Origin of the sequence: Treponema succinifaciens DSM 2489, from assembly GCF_000195275.1 — a bacterium.
GTDB classification, from domain to species: domain Bacteria; phylum Spirochaetota; class Spirochaetia; order Treponematales; family Treponemataceae; genus Treponema_D; species Treponema_D succinifaciens.
The window spans coordinates 1,556,005-1,569,292 of sequence record NC_015385.1 but is presented as its reverse complement, the minus strand read 5'-3'; the positions used below and the strand labels follow the sequence as shown (position 1 = coordinate 1,569,292).

Sequence of the window (13,288 nt, the reverse complement as noted above, 5' to 3'; positions counted from 1 at the left end):
TTTTCAGCAAACCATTGGTTGAAAATTGGAACTGCAAATTTTTCTCCAAAAGAAACAGCAGAGCGGATTGATTTTTCAATTATCCTTACATCTCTTTCACTTCTTGTTGGCGGCTCAATTTTTGTTCCAAAATTTCTTCTGAAAAAAGAGGTTGATGAATCAGTTCAAAAAAAGTTTGAAAATGATGTTGATGAGATTCTGCAAAATAAAACGATTGAGTTTATTGATTCAAAATTCAATTCTGTGTCTAATTCCTTGAATAAATGCGATGCACATCTTTCCAGAATGATTGCTTTTAACTTAAAGGAAGAATTTCCTGTTTGGAGCATTGGCTGGTCGATTCGTTCCTTAAAACGCTACGAAAAACTTGATCCAAATTCTGTAGGCTTTGTTGAGTATTTTGATTTTGTGGAATTTTTGAGAAAAACTGTTATAGAAGGCTCTGCTCAAAAATTCTTTGCAATAGTAAAAAATGAGAAAAACGAAATCAATCCTGTTATGACTGCATTGGAAAAAGAAGCAGCAGAATCCGGCAATGATTCTAAGAGGCTTGCCGTAAGAACGGTAAAAGACATTGTTGATTTTGAGTATTCAGTTCAGTTTAAAAATAAAAACTTGAAAAATAATGAAATCCTGCTTCCTGTTTGTAAGCTTATAGGCGGACTTGCAAAGTGTCTGTGTGGTGCAGTCATGGCAAATTCGCAAAATGAAAAATTGTCTGAGCAAAACCTTTTATATCGTGAGCTTTTAGAGCAAATTCTTCAAATTTCTGATTACGGTAAAAAGTGCAAGGACTTTGATGCTAAAAAAGATTATGAGAACCGATTGATACTTGTTTTAAAAGAACTGGAAGAGTATGTAAAAAACAAGAATGAAAATTATATAAAAGATTTTGAAAAGAGCGATGTACAGTTTTTTCAGAGTAAATAATAAAATAAATAGGATAAAATCATGTTAAGAATAAAAAAACTTTTTAGCATATTTGTTATTGCAGGACTTCTTTCATCTGCTTTCTCCCAGGAAGCCAAAAACGCTCTGCTCATTGCAAACGGTGATTACAGCGAGATAAAGTCTTTGAGCCAGCCTGTGCCGGAAGGTGAGGAACTTAAAACCGCTCTTGAAAGCATAGGTTTTTCCGTAATGTTTGTGAAAAATGCAAACAGAAATGAAATGTTTGCTAGCTTACGCGAATTTAAGAATAAAGTAGAAAAAGAAGGAGGAATTTCTTTTTTTCACTATGGCGGTCATGCGGTTCAGGTTCATGGAGAAAATTATCTTATTCCTGTTAATGAAAAGATTATTGATGAAGAGCAGATTCCGGATAGCAGTGTTGAACTTAACAGAGTTATGGACTTTATGGTTGGGGAATCCAATGTGGTTGTTCTGGACTCCTGCCGTAATGATCCGTTTCCGAACGGCAAGCATCGTGGTGGAGACAGCCGTGGACTTGCAGCCGTAAGCCGCAAACCTAAAAATTCGATTATCGTTTATTCCGCCGAAGCCGGGGAAACTGCGCAGGACGGAGTGTATACTCCCGCGCTTACAAAAAGAATTACGGAAAAAGGTGCGAGCCTGACAAGAGTTCTTATGAAAGTCCGTAATGATGTCTTTTTGCAGACGCAGGAAAAACAGTTGCCCGGTGAGTATGTACAGCTTCTTGCTCCCATTTATCTGGCTGGAAAACCTGAAAGTGAAAATTCTTCTGAGAATTACTCATTTCTTGGATTTATCTCAGTTTCCGTTATAACTCCATGTGCCGTTTACATTGATGATGAGTATAAAAGTGATATTGGTGAATTCGGTTCGTCTGTTTTTAATGTTCCTGTCGGACGGCATAAGGTAAAAGTAATATATGATGACAAAAAAACAGAAGAAAGAGAAATCCTTGTAAAAGAATCTGACACGGAAAAGGTTGAGTTTAATTATCTTTCCGATGCGGAAAAAGAAAGCTGTTATAATAAAGGAAAAAACTATTTTTATGGAAAAAATAATGCTGTTCAAAATTATGAGCGCGCGGTTTATTACTACAGGCTTGCCGCAGAAGCCGGATATGCAGATGCTCAATATTCTTTAGGACTTTGTTATGATAATGGCTATGGTGTTGAGAAGGATAAAAAACTGGCATTGTCCTGGTATTTGAAATCTGCGGAAAACGGCAACGTAACGGCGATGCTAAATGCAGGAATATGCTATGAAGATAATGGCGAATTTTTCACTGCTGAAGAATGGTACAATAAAGCAAAAAAATCAGGATATAAAGATATTCAGAAAGATATAGATAGAATTGAAAAGAAAATAAAAGAAGCTCAAGAAGCTAGAAAAAAGAATGATTTTCAGGATTTTCTTAATACTCAGATAAAAAGAACGGGTTTTTCAATTGGACTTGTGGATTTCCGTTATTGCCGGAATGCAGAGTTCTTTCCAGATAACGGATTTTTTATAGGTGCATGGCCTTGTATGGCGTATTGGGGACCTTTTCCAAATTTTTTTATAGGCGCTTCACTTGAATGGCTAAGCCTTATTCCAAAGTCAAGTTCATTTGTTGGTTTTTTAGGAGCAAACTACACGATTTCGGATTTTGTAAATTTATATGTTCTTGGCGGATATGGATATGGAGTTATGTGGGAAACTGACAATGCTCAAATTATACGAGCTGGTATTGGAGCAGATTTTGTGGGTTGGAGCGGTTTTACATTCACAGCTGAATATTCTTTGGATTTTTATTTTGATTTAGGATTCATGGACAGATTTTTTGTTGGTCTTGGATATACATTCGGCAGGTAGGAAATAATATGAAAAAAATATATTTGATTTTAAGTATTTTGTTGGTGTTTTCTTCATGCAGCAATTTCTGGAACGACAGAATTGAAACTGGTCTTTTTGTTCCTGAAATTTCATACAGTATAAAAAGAAATAACACCAAGTATGAAGTTTGCCTTGAATGTTCTCAAAAAAATATACATGCTTCATACAATATTTATTGTACCACTGCCAATGACGATAATTTTAGATTGGTAGAAAGTATAGACTATGATGAAAGCATGAAAATGGAAATCCAATTGGGAACTGTGTATCAATTCAAGGCGGAAAGCGTATTCAATAAAAAAATAAGCGGATTTTCAGATGTTGTTGAGGTAAAAGTTTTTGACGGTGTTCCTGAAGATATTCAGGTGAAAAAAAACGGCTCAAAATATATGAAAATAACATGGACTCCTGTAGAAGGTTCTGTTTCTTATAAAATCAGTGTCTATGAAAAAACAGCCTCTTATGGTGAAATATGTTATTATTCTGATGTTATCTATTCAGGAACTACGACCTCCTGTGAGTATGTGTGTCCAATAGTAATTGACGGAAAAATTACAGTGAATGCGCTTTTCAATGGTTATGAGAGCGATGAAAGTGAGTTGGAATATTCACTATGATTTTGGAGAGAAATATCCAAGTTATGTAAAGATAGGAATGGTTGATCTTGAAACTGGGGAAAAATTTTATAAAAAAAGCTGGCGTTATACTACTAAGGAAAAATTTATTTTTTCCGCAGAAGGTAATACGGTGGTATTTTATGATAATACTGAAATGACTAAAAAGGTTGTGAAAACTGAAAAACGTATAGATTCTGTAAATTACGCAAATACTTCTATTGATGATAAATCTATTACTGTCAGTGATAGATTTACCATAAAAGTCTGGAATGTTGAAACTGGTTCTCTTATTTACACAATTATTAATGGTAAAAACGGCGACTATCTCACATACACTCCCGAAGGTTTCTTTACTGGTACGGAATGGGCTATGAAGAATCTTGTGCATATTGTTGACGGCATGGATGTAATTGGCATTGATCAGGTTTATGACAAGTTGTATCGCCCGGACTTGGTTGCGGCAAAAATGCGTGGCGAGGATATTTCAGAATATGCAAAGGAAGTGAATCTTGCTTCAATTGTGCGCAGTGGAAATGCTCCTGCTGTTGCCATAAAAAATCTGCCAGAACTGTCTGATAGCCGCGATGTTACTTTTGATATTTGCGTGCAGAATACTGGCGGCGGAATCGGGAATGTCAGCATTGTCTTGAATGGAAAAACAATCCGGCTTTCTGAAGGTGTTGCATCGAGCAAAGGCGAGCAGAAAATATTCAGGCATACAGTTACTTTGCAGAACGGACAGAATAAAATTGAAGCGTTTGCGATGAATTCCGCTGGAATGATAGAAAGCCGTAGTGCTAGCGCAGATGTAAACTGGCAGGGAAAAACTTCCAAGCCGAATCTGTATGTTCTTACGGTTGCCGTGAACAAATACCGCGATAAAGATTTGTGGCTTAATTATTGTGTGCCGGATGCGGCTTCAATTGAAGAATCATTCAAGAAGCAACAAAACGGACTTTATCAGAATGTTTGTGTTTATTCATTAAAAGATGCCGAGGTTACAAAAGAAGGTTTGGAGCAAAAATTTAAAGAACTTTCTTCAACTGTAACTGCGGATGATGTTTTTGTTTTCTTTGTTTCAGGACATGGAACGACTTATGATGACGGCGACTATTATTTTATTCCTGTTAATTTCCGTTACACGAATAAAACCGATATTCCTCTCAAGGCAATTTCAAAAAGTGATTTGACGAAAAATCTTTCACTTATAAAAGCTGGCAAAACTTTGATGATGCTGGACACTTGCAATTCTGGCTCATTCTTTGCGGATTCAAATAAACGTGGAATGGGAGACAAGGGAATATTCGAGCGTCTTTCAAGGGCAACAGGACACGCAATTTTAGCGGCGGCTTCGGATAGTCAGTCTGCAATGGAAGGCTACAACGGTCATGGTGTTTTTACTTATGTTCTCTTGGACGGACTTGCAGGAAATGCGGATTCAGACGGAGACGGTTTTGTAACTTTGACAGAACTTTCAAGCTATGTGGAAAATCAAGTTCCTGAGTTAAGCTATGAAAAATGGGGCTATGAGCAGGTTCCGCAGAAAGAGCTGCGCCGGCAGGATTTCCCGATTTCAGAAAAACTGTCAGAGTAGCAATGTAAAAAAATGCCGCATTTTCCGGCAACGGCAATGTCATTCTGTTAAAAACACATTCAGGCTTTCGAGGGCTTTTCCTTCAAGATCGAAGAGCGTCTGATTTTCCCAGGTGTCTTGGATTTTTGAATTTGGAATCCAGTCTCCGCCCCAGTAGAAGATTCCGCAGCCTCCTGCATTGGATGTAGCTTCCATTATTGCTTTTACAACTGTTGCTTGATTTTGCACTGAAGCAGAAACGCATTTTTTTCCGTTGTAAGTCTGTGTCTTTAAATTTTTGAGCTCTGTGCTTTTGGAGTCCACAAGATTTTTTGCAGCTTGGATTCCGGCTGGTTCGTACCATACTATATTGTTTGTGCTGTCGCCGTAGGCTTCCATTGACCATGCCCAGGAAGTTTCCGCAACTAGAACTTGCTTTTTGTAAGTCTTTTTTAGATATGATATATTTTCGCGCAGCTGCTTCAATGTTCCGTGTTCTTCAAAAGGATAATAGCTTAAGCCTATATAGTCGTAGTCTACACCTTTCAGGTTTTGCAGATTTTTGAACCACCAGTCAAAGTTGTCTCCTTTGCTGCTTGCAAGATGAATCATTTTTTTTATGCTGGAGTCGATTTCTGAAACCGCGCTGGATGCGGATTGTAAAACTTTTAGGAGATTCTTGTTTCCTTCTGTGTGTCCTGTCCAAGAGTAGCAGTCAATTCTGGAAGCAGTTGTTCCGTCTGACTTTGTAAGAAACATTCCGGAATTGATCTCATTTCCAAGCTGAACAAGGTCTGGCGCGCAGCCTTCGCTTTTTAAGTCTGTAAGAATTTTCTTTGTGTATTCACTGACTTTGCTGCAGAGCTCTTCTATGCTTGAAACGTTGTCCCATTCAGCGGGAAGACTTTGTTTTGCAGGATCTGCCCAGCTGTCTGAATAATGAAAGTCAAGCAGGAACTTCAAGCCGTTTTGCTTTATGCGCTTTGCCATTGCGAGTGTGCGCTCGTAGTTATTTTGTCCCGGTGTTGAGTCTTGTGGCTCATTCCAGATTCTAAGGCGAATCCAGTTTACTCCGTGCGCTTTTAGAATTTTAAATATGTCTTCTTTTGCTCCGTTTTCGTTGTAGAAACTGCTTCCGTATTCTTCTAGCTGTGAGACCATGGACGCATCGAATCCGCGCATGAAGTCTGCGTTTAGTCCGAGAGTTTCATCTGTGCTTTCGGAGGGAGCAGAACAGGCTGGTGATAAAAATAAAAAAAGTGCTATAAAAACTGAAAAAATGCTTTTGAACTTCATTTTTTTACCTCTAAAGTGTTTGTGATTATAGATTCAAACTGAAGTTGCTTCAATGGATTCCCGTGTCGTGGCACGGGAATGACATGGTTAATAAAAATTTGCTTTACTCGTAGGAAACTGTTACTGTTCCACTTAAGCCTTCAAGACCACCTAGATAAATTCCTTTGGAATATTCAGAAATATCAGAAATTTCTAATTCGTAATAATTACCTTCTTTCCATGCAATGTCTGCTTTCCATTTGGAAGAATCTGTGCCACTGGCGAACCACCAATCTCCATTTGAAGTTCCTGTTTGAACATCTGAGATTGTAATTGTTACTTTACTAGCAGAATTTACAGTTTCATATTTCATTAAAAGTTGATATGAACTGGAAATTGTAAAGTTTGCACTTCTTGTATTTGATGAAAAAGATTCAATTAAGGCTTCCTCACTGCTAGAACCGTTATCTTCGTTTTCATTGGAAGAAGTTCCTGTAGTTTCATTTTCGCTAGAAGAAGTTTCATTAGAAGTTGTGGTATTTTCTGTTTGAGAGTCACTTCCTGAACTTGCATTTGACTCTTCTGCTTCGCCTTCAACATAGAATACTGAAACTGCGGCTGTTGCGCTGTCTGTTCCTGCGATGTAGATTCCATTTGCTTTGTATGCGGCGATTGCTGCTGCGTCTGTGATTGTTGCAAGGTAAAGCGAGTTTGTACCTTCTCCTGACTGCCACTCAAGTTTTGCTTCATTGCTCCAGGAACTGTCAGAGCAGGCAGTAAACCACCAGTCATCGCTTCCTGAATAGTTTACGTTTATTACTTTTATTGTAAGTGATTTTATGCTTAGGTCTGCAAGCGTTTCTGCTGAAACTATTTGCGTTGGTGTTTCCGAAAATGTTACGCTTTCGCTGTATATTTTTGTTCCGTATGAGCTTTCATCGTCGTCTTCATCGCTGCTTGAGCTTCCGTTGCTACAAGAAATGAGTGCCCCCCCCCAGAAGAATTGCAAAGACTGAAAAAAATACCGCAGTTAAAATGTTTTTCCTTATAAATTTCATAGTATGTTTCCTTATTAAAAAAATTAGTTAAGCTTTACAAGCTCTATGTCGTCAAGATTTCCCCAGTTTTCTTTGTTCGCGTCAACGAAAATTCCAATTTCAACCTCTCCGTTCTGAACTGGAATTTCAATTGAATATTGCTTCCACTTTTTCCAGCCGGTGTTTTTTATCTGCGCTGAAATTTCTTTTCCAGAATTGTCGAATCCGCGTGCAAAAAGCTTGATTGCGTTTTCGCCTCCACCGCCCATTGACCATACAGAAAGTTTGTAAGTTCCGTTGGAAAGTCCTGTGATTTTTTTGTCGAGTGAAGCCGTGAATGCTGTTTTTTTCCAGTAGTGGTAGCTCCATTCTCCTGAATGCGCATTGCCTTTGTTTTTTTCAGCATAGCAGTCTGCGCTGTCGCCTGTTAAGTTCCAAGTGCTTAAGTTTCCGCTTTCAAAGGAACTGTCGTTTAAAAGATTCTGACCAAAAGAAAGACCTGCTGCAAAAAGGAGCGTTAGAATGGCAGTAAGTGTTTTTTTCATTTTTCCTCCTGATAAAAAAATGAAGTTGGGTTTGTGAGATGAGTGCGCTGGGAACAGTTTGATTGAATGATTACGCACGGTTTGTTTACACGTGTTGATGTAAAAATTGTAAATCCTCTTTTTTGTGCTGTCAAGAAAAATTTTCATGTTTTTTGTAAATTTTTATAGATTATCTGGGCAAGTCCGGTAATGATATTAAAATATTATCTAAACTATAATCAGATGTTTTTTGTTTTCTTCGTATAATTTTAATTGTACGCATACTTCTTCTTGCGGAATCTCATTGCCTTCATTTATTCCCGGGCAGAAGTTTTTTTCAGCTTCCCATGATGATTTGGATTCTATGATTTTTGTCCAAAAAGGGTAGGTTCGGCATTGGACTGGACGCGCGTTGTATGCTTCGCAGCCTTTTTCTTTGTTCCAGAATATACATTCAGTTTTGTTTTTGTCTTTTAGGCACAAATATGTTTTTCTGTCGGCATTTTCTAGCTTGCGGCAGTAAACTTCTGTGAATTGCTCTTTTGTAAGTTCAGCCCATTTGCAAAGCTTTTCAAGATCAGTTTTGCTTAGAAGAACAACTCCGCCTTTAAGACAACAGCAGTTTTTGCATTGCGCGCATTTGAATTTTAAATTTTCTGTGTAAGACATTTTGTTTTTATACTCTAAAATGAAATTATTTCTTCGTAAACTTTGATTGCGTACTGGTCGGTCATTCCGCTTATGTATTCAACAATGCATTTTTCCCAACTTTCGTTGTCGTTCACGTCGAACACTTCTTTTGTCTTGTAACGCATGATTTCTTTTTTCTGCGGATTGTAGTTTGTGTATTTTACAAGCCAGTCTGAAAAAGTTTTTTGAAGTTCAGGGGAATAGCGCAGGACATTTTCAACTCGTCTGTTCTGGGCGTAAACTTGAATTTTCATAAGCGTTCTGTAAATGCACGAAAGCACATTTTCCGCATAGCGCTGGAATTCTAAAAGCCGCCAGTTATTGTAAATGTTTGCAAGGCTGAATCTTTTTAGTTCATGTATGAATTTAAAATACGGCTCGCTAAAGCAAATGCCGTTTTCTGGGGAACTTTGCGCGCATAAGTCTACAATCATGTCGTTTATTAAAACTGTTGTGTTTACGGCTCTGCCTGATCTGAATGCTCCGTTTGTTGTATGCAGTGAATATTTTTTGTTTGGACCAAGTCCAAGCGTTGCGCCTACAATTTCGCGCAGCTGTCTGTATGCCGCCATGTCAAGAATATGATAGGATCTTGCGTCTTCTATGTCTCTGCCAAGGAATGCGATTTTATCGCTTGTCTTTACAATGCACCCTTCCCAAGTGAATGGCTGGAGAATTCCCGGCCGCTTTATTGAATACAAGTCAATTGCTTCTTCACGCGGCTTGAGTCCCTGCTGGTCAATTTCTCCGCAGTGGCAAATAAGTCCGTCTCGCACTGCATAAGTCAAGTCAAGATTCTTTGAAATTCCGTCTGGGTCTTGAAGTGTTTCTATAAAGTCTGCGAAGAAAAGGCTGTTGCGTTCGTGCCAGAATTTCTTTGGAGCGTTTTTTCCTTCCTTCTGATTTTTAATGAGGGAATTTAAAATGTCTTCTCCTGTGTGTCCAAACGGAGCGTGTCCTATGTCGTGTCCGATTGCGATTGCTTCCGTAAGTTCTTGGTTCAGTCCCAAGTATTTTGCGATTGTCGCGCTTACGCTGGCAACGTGGTTTACGTGCTCAATTCTTGTGCAGATATGGTCATTTTGTGGAGCATAAAAAACTTGTGTCTTGTGCTTTAAGCGGCGGTATGCTTCGCAATGAAGAAGCCTTGTGTAGTCGCGCTCAAATTCTGATCTTATGTCGTTTCCGCGGTTGTAAAGTGTGTTTTCGCGTTTTATGCATTGCTGCCACTTTGGATTTTTTTCGTCAGTTTTTACAGAAGCAAAAGAATCTTTCATAAAAAAAGTTTATATTTTATTTTGGATTTTTACAAGAAAACTGGACTTTTTATATTTAAATAGTTTAATATTTTCGCATGACAAAAAATGAACTTAGGAAGCTTTTGAAAACTGAATTGTCCGCAGTAAGTGCAGAGAAAAAACTTTCTGCGTCAAAAAAAGCGTGTGGTTTGCTTTTTGAATTTGTCTTGAAAAATAATTTTGATATTGTGCTCTCTTATATAGATTTAAAAAATGAAATTTCTCCACAAGAAATAAACTGCGCGCTTATGATGAAAAATAAAATCGTTGCTGTTCCAAAAGTTGTTCCTAAAACTCAAAGGATGAATTTCTATATTCTTGACAATTCAATAAAAATTCTTAAGCAACTTGAAACTGGAGCATTTGGAATTAGCGAGCCGATTGAAAAAAAGCAAAACTTGTTCAATGCTGATAACTTTGTACAAAAGAAAATATGCGTTGTTGTTCCGGGTGTGGCATTTGGAAGCAAGGGGCAGAGGCTTGGACATGGAATGGGGTTTTACGATATTTATCTTTCTAGTTTAAAAAAGAAATGCGCCCAGAATAACTGTGAACTTTTTCTAGCCGGACTTTGCTTTGATTTTCAGATTAAGGAAAATATCCCTGTTGATGAAAATGATATTTTTATGGATTCAGTTTTTTCAGATAGAAAATGCTATTTCTTTGAGTCCGCGGAATAAACTTTCATCAATGGCTCTGCTGGAAAATATTTTTCCATTGCATCTAAAAAGTCTTGCGGCGTAGAATTTTCAATGTAAAGATAATTTGTCAAGTACTGTTCTTTTTTCTGAAATATGGCCATGGCTTTTGCTGTTCCGCTGTTGGTTTGTGTTGCGGAAAGATTTTTTTGCTTCCACTGAATTTTTATTTTTTCGCAAGTCCAGTTCTTGTATTTTTCTTCAGAAAGTTCTTTGATAAGTTTTTCTCTTGCAATTTTGTAAGCGTCAAAAAATATTCCTGTTCTTTTTAATTCGTCTGCTTGAATTATTCCGACTGGAATTTTTATTGAAGCTTCTTCTGCCTTGCATGAAATTTCGTTTCCAAGAACAGATTGAATTTCTGTGCACAACATTGAAAGCAGCGAATTGAAAATTTCTACATCTTCATCTGTATTGTATGGCGATTTAAAATAAATCTGCGCCGGATCAAAAAAGTTTTTTGTTGGAACAAGTCTTGGAGATTCTTTGGGTGCAAGTTTTGCAGGAAGATCCGTTGTGTAAATATGCTTGAGCTGGACTTTTCTTTCTTTGTTTTTGAATGATGGTTTTGGAAGTTCAAGTTCTTTTCGTTCGGATTGTTCCTTTAAAATTTCAAATGTGTCTTGGCAATATTTTATGGCTTTATTAAATTCAATATCGCCGCAAATTACAATTGAGTACAATGAAGCGTCCAAAAGTTTTGTGTATTCTAAGAGCAATGCTTGGTATGACGAAGCGTTGCGTTCTTTTTCTTCTATTCTAAAAATTTTGCTGAATGGAGTTGAACGGTAAAGATATGCAAGAGCGTTTGATTTCATTTGAAAACCTAAATCTGCGTTTTTCAGTCTCTGTTCATATCCTTCTTCTCTAAAAAGCAAGTCTCCCTGCACTGGAGTAACTGTTTCATAAATCAGTGCGTCTGAAATCTTTTTGAGTGCATTTTCTAGTTCTTCTTTGAAGACTTCAAATAAAATGTATGAAATCGTTTCGTCTGTTTGACTTGTTATTTTTACTATTTTAGAATTTTTTGCAACTGCGGAAATTAAAACAGCTCTTAAACTTTTTTCTGATTCTGGGGATGCCAATTTTCCGCCTGAAATTGAAATGCAAACTGCGACAGTTTTTGACTTTGGATTTTCTTTAACTGACACAGGAATTCCATTTTTTAATTCTTGATGTTTTATGGATTCTATGCTGTTAAAGTAAAAGTAATCTGCAGGTCTTATTTCTATCGTTGGGTTTTTATTTGCTTTGGATTTTTCAAGTGCCTTTTGCATTTCTTGCTTTGCTTTTTTTGCAAGAAGTTCATTTGTGTACCAAGAGGCGTTTTCTTGTGTTGCAAGTTCATATCCATGTTCATCAAATGATTTTTTGTTCTTTTTATAAACAGTGTTGTTTACGAGCAAAAAAATATAAGGTTCTTCATTTAAAATTGCTTTTGAAATATTTTCTGATGTTTCATTTTCTACTTGAAAAACGGATTCCTCAAAGTTCTGGTAAAAAGTTTCAGGTGTTTCAAATTTATTCATTGCCCAGAATTCTGCAAGTTTGTAAATTAAATTGCTGGAATTTCCTTCAAGTTCTTGGTATTTTTTTATTAATTCATTTTGTGCAAGTTTCATTTCATCTTCGGTAAGATTTGCGCATTCCGCTGTTCCGGCTAAAAAAGTCTGCGCTTGGTCTGCAATGTTTTTTCCTTTCGGAGGTTCTTCGATTAATGCTTGCAAAATAAATCTTGCGTTTCCATTTTTTATTGCGGAGGCTGCTGTTATAAAATCTGCGCTTCTTATATTTAGTTCTGGAATTTGCGGAACCATTGTTTTATATTTTGATTTTTCATTGTTGAAAGCGCATGACAAAATATCCGCCTGGTTTTGAGACAGTGAAGTGTATTGAACAACAATCTGTGTAAGCTCCGAAGAAAACTCATTTGCTACAAGAACAAATTTTTTACTTTTGCGTTGCTGCGAATTTTCAGTTTTGAATTTTTCAAAGACTGAATCTGTGCTTTTGGAATTCCAGTCTTTAAATGCTTCCTGAGAAATTTCCAGAGCCTTTTTTTCTGTTATATTTCCAGTGATAAAAAGCGCGCTGTTGTATGGCGTATAAAATTCTTTTGAAACAAAATTATATAAAATTGCTCTTGCTTGTTTTGCATTGTAGCCTGAAAAAATTGCCGGATAAATTCCAGAATCATGTTTCCAAGGTTCTTTGTAAAAGATCCGCGAGTCAATTGCGCTGTTTATAAATCCTGTTGTGCTTTTTGAATATGCAAGGCTTTCTGTTTTCATTTGCGAAAGCTCATCTTCAATGTCTTTGTCGCTGAAATTTGGAGAAGCAGCGCATTGTGCAATTTGTTCCAGATAAATCTTTAAATTTTCAGGCGGAACTTTTGCTTTGAACATAGAAGAATCCGCATTGCATTCTGACTGTATCGAAAACGCTTTTAAGATTTCTTTTGCTTTTTCTGATTTTGAAAAAAGCCTTGTGTATAAAGGAAAAAATCCCGCGGTGGATGAAGTCTGGCTTGAAAAACCTGCTTTTACAACAAGTTCAATATTTAAAAGCGCGCTTGTTTCATCAGGAAGTATAAAAACTGTGAGTCCGTTTTGAAGTGTTGAAATGCTTAGCTCCGGCTTGTTTTCCTTTTCTGATTCGGCCTGGGAAAAAACAAAGTTAATACAGAAAAAAAATGCTGCGCATAAGAAGATCTTTTTTACCATGTTTTCATTATAACATTCATGTTTGTTTTTTCCAATTGAAATATTTCT

Annotated in this window: 11 protein-coding genes; 5 read left to right on the top strand and 6 right to left on the bottom strand. The window is 37.0% G+C overall.

The window, feature by feature from the left end:
- Positions 1-18: 18 nt before the first annotated feature.
- The 4 genes from TRESU_RS07465 to TRESU_RS07450 all read left to right on the top strand — a co-directional run bounded on the left by TRESU_RS07465 (position 19) and on the right by TRESU_RS07450 (position 5,016).
- The gene (locus tag TRESU_RS07465; protein ID WP_013701642.1) at positions 19-930 is read left to right on the top strand and encodes a hypothetical protein; all 912 of its coding nucleotides are present in this window, start codon (positions 19-21) and stop codon (positions 928-930) included.
- Positions 931-951: 21 nt separating this feature from the next.
- Complete coding sequence (locus tag TRESU_RS07460; RefSeq protein WP_013701641.1) at positions 952-2,784, top strand: caspase family protein; 1,833 nt, start codon at positions 952-954, stop codon at positions 2,782-2,784.
- 8 nt (positions 2,785-2,792) lie between these two features.
- On the top strand, positions 2,793-3,422 hold the full coding sequence (locus tag TRESU_RS07455; protein ID WP_041612022.1) for a fibronectin type III domain-containing protein: 630 nt from the start codon (positions 2,793-2,795) through the stop codon (positions 3,420-3,422).
- 154 nt (positions 3,423-3,576) lie between these two features.
- Complete coding sequence (locus TRESU_RS07450; protein WP_169309748.1) at positions 3,577-5,016, top strand: caspase family protein; 1,440 nt, start codon at positions 3,577-3,579, stop codon at positions 5,014-5,016.
- Between the two features lie 39 nt (positions 5,017-5,055).
- Here TRESU_RS07450 and TRESU_RS07445 read toward each other — a convergent pair whose 3' ends face one another.
- From TRESU_RS07445 to TRESU_RS07425, 5 genes are all read right to left on the bottom strand, one after another.
- The gene (locus TRESU_RS07445) at positions 5,056-6,291 is read right to left on the bottom strand and encodes a glycoside hydrolase family 53 protein (protein ID WP_013701639.1); all 1,236 of its coding nucleotides are present in this window, start codon (positions 6,289-6,291) and stop codon (positions 5,056-5,058) included.
- Between the two features lie 103 nt (positions 6,292-6,394).
- Positions 6,395-7,279, bottom strand: a complete 885-nt coding sequence (locus TRESU_RS07440) for a hypothetical protein (RefSeq protein WP_013701638.1) — start codon at positions 7,277-7,279, stop codon at positions 6,395-6,397.
- A 72-nt stretch (positions 7,280-7,351) separates the two neighbouring features.
- Complete coding sequence (locus TRESU_RS07435; RefSeq protein ID WP_013701637.1) at positions 7,352-7,852, bottom strand: carbohydrate binding domain-containing protein; 501 nt, start codon at positions 7,850-7,852, stop codon at positions 7,352-7,354.
- 207 nt (positions 7,853-8,059) lie between these two features.
- Positions 8,060-8,500 (bottom strand): YkgJ family cysteine cluster protein, encoded by a 441-nt coding sequence (locus tag TRESU_RS07430; protein ID WP_013701636.1) that lies wholly within the window; start codon positions 8,498-8,500, stop codon positions 8,060-8,062.
- A 14-nt stretch (positions 8,501-8,514) separates the two neighbouring features.
- On the bottom strand, positions 8,515-9,798 hold the full coding sequence (locus TRESU_RS07425) for a deoxyguanosinetriphosphate triphosphohydrolase family protein (RefSeq protein WP_013701635.1): 1,284 nt from the start codon (positions 9,796-9,798) through the stop codon (positions 8,515-8,517).
- Between the two features lie 77 nt (positions 9,799-9,875).
- On the opposite strand from TRESU_RS07425, the gene TRESU_RS07420 reads away from it, so the two are divergent.
- Positions 9,876-10,499, top strand: a complete 624-nt coding sequence (locus TRESU_RS07420; RefSeq protein ID WP_013701634.1) for a 5-formyltetrahydrofolate cyclo-ligase — start codon at positions 9,876-9,878, stop codon at positions 10,497-10,499.
- On the opposite strand, the gene TRESU_RS07415 is transcribed toward TRESU_RS07420, so the two are convergent.
- Positions 10,475-13,240: a M16 family metallopeptidase gene (locus TRESU_RS07415; protein ID WP_013701633.1), complete on the bottom strand. Its 2,766-nt coding sequence runs from the start codon at positions 13,238-13,240 to the stop codon at positions 10,475-10,477. The two genes, TRESU_RS07420 and TRESU_RS07415, sit on opposite strands and share 25 nt — an antisense overlap.
- Positions 13,241-13,288: the final 48 nt, after the last annotated feature.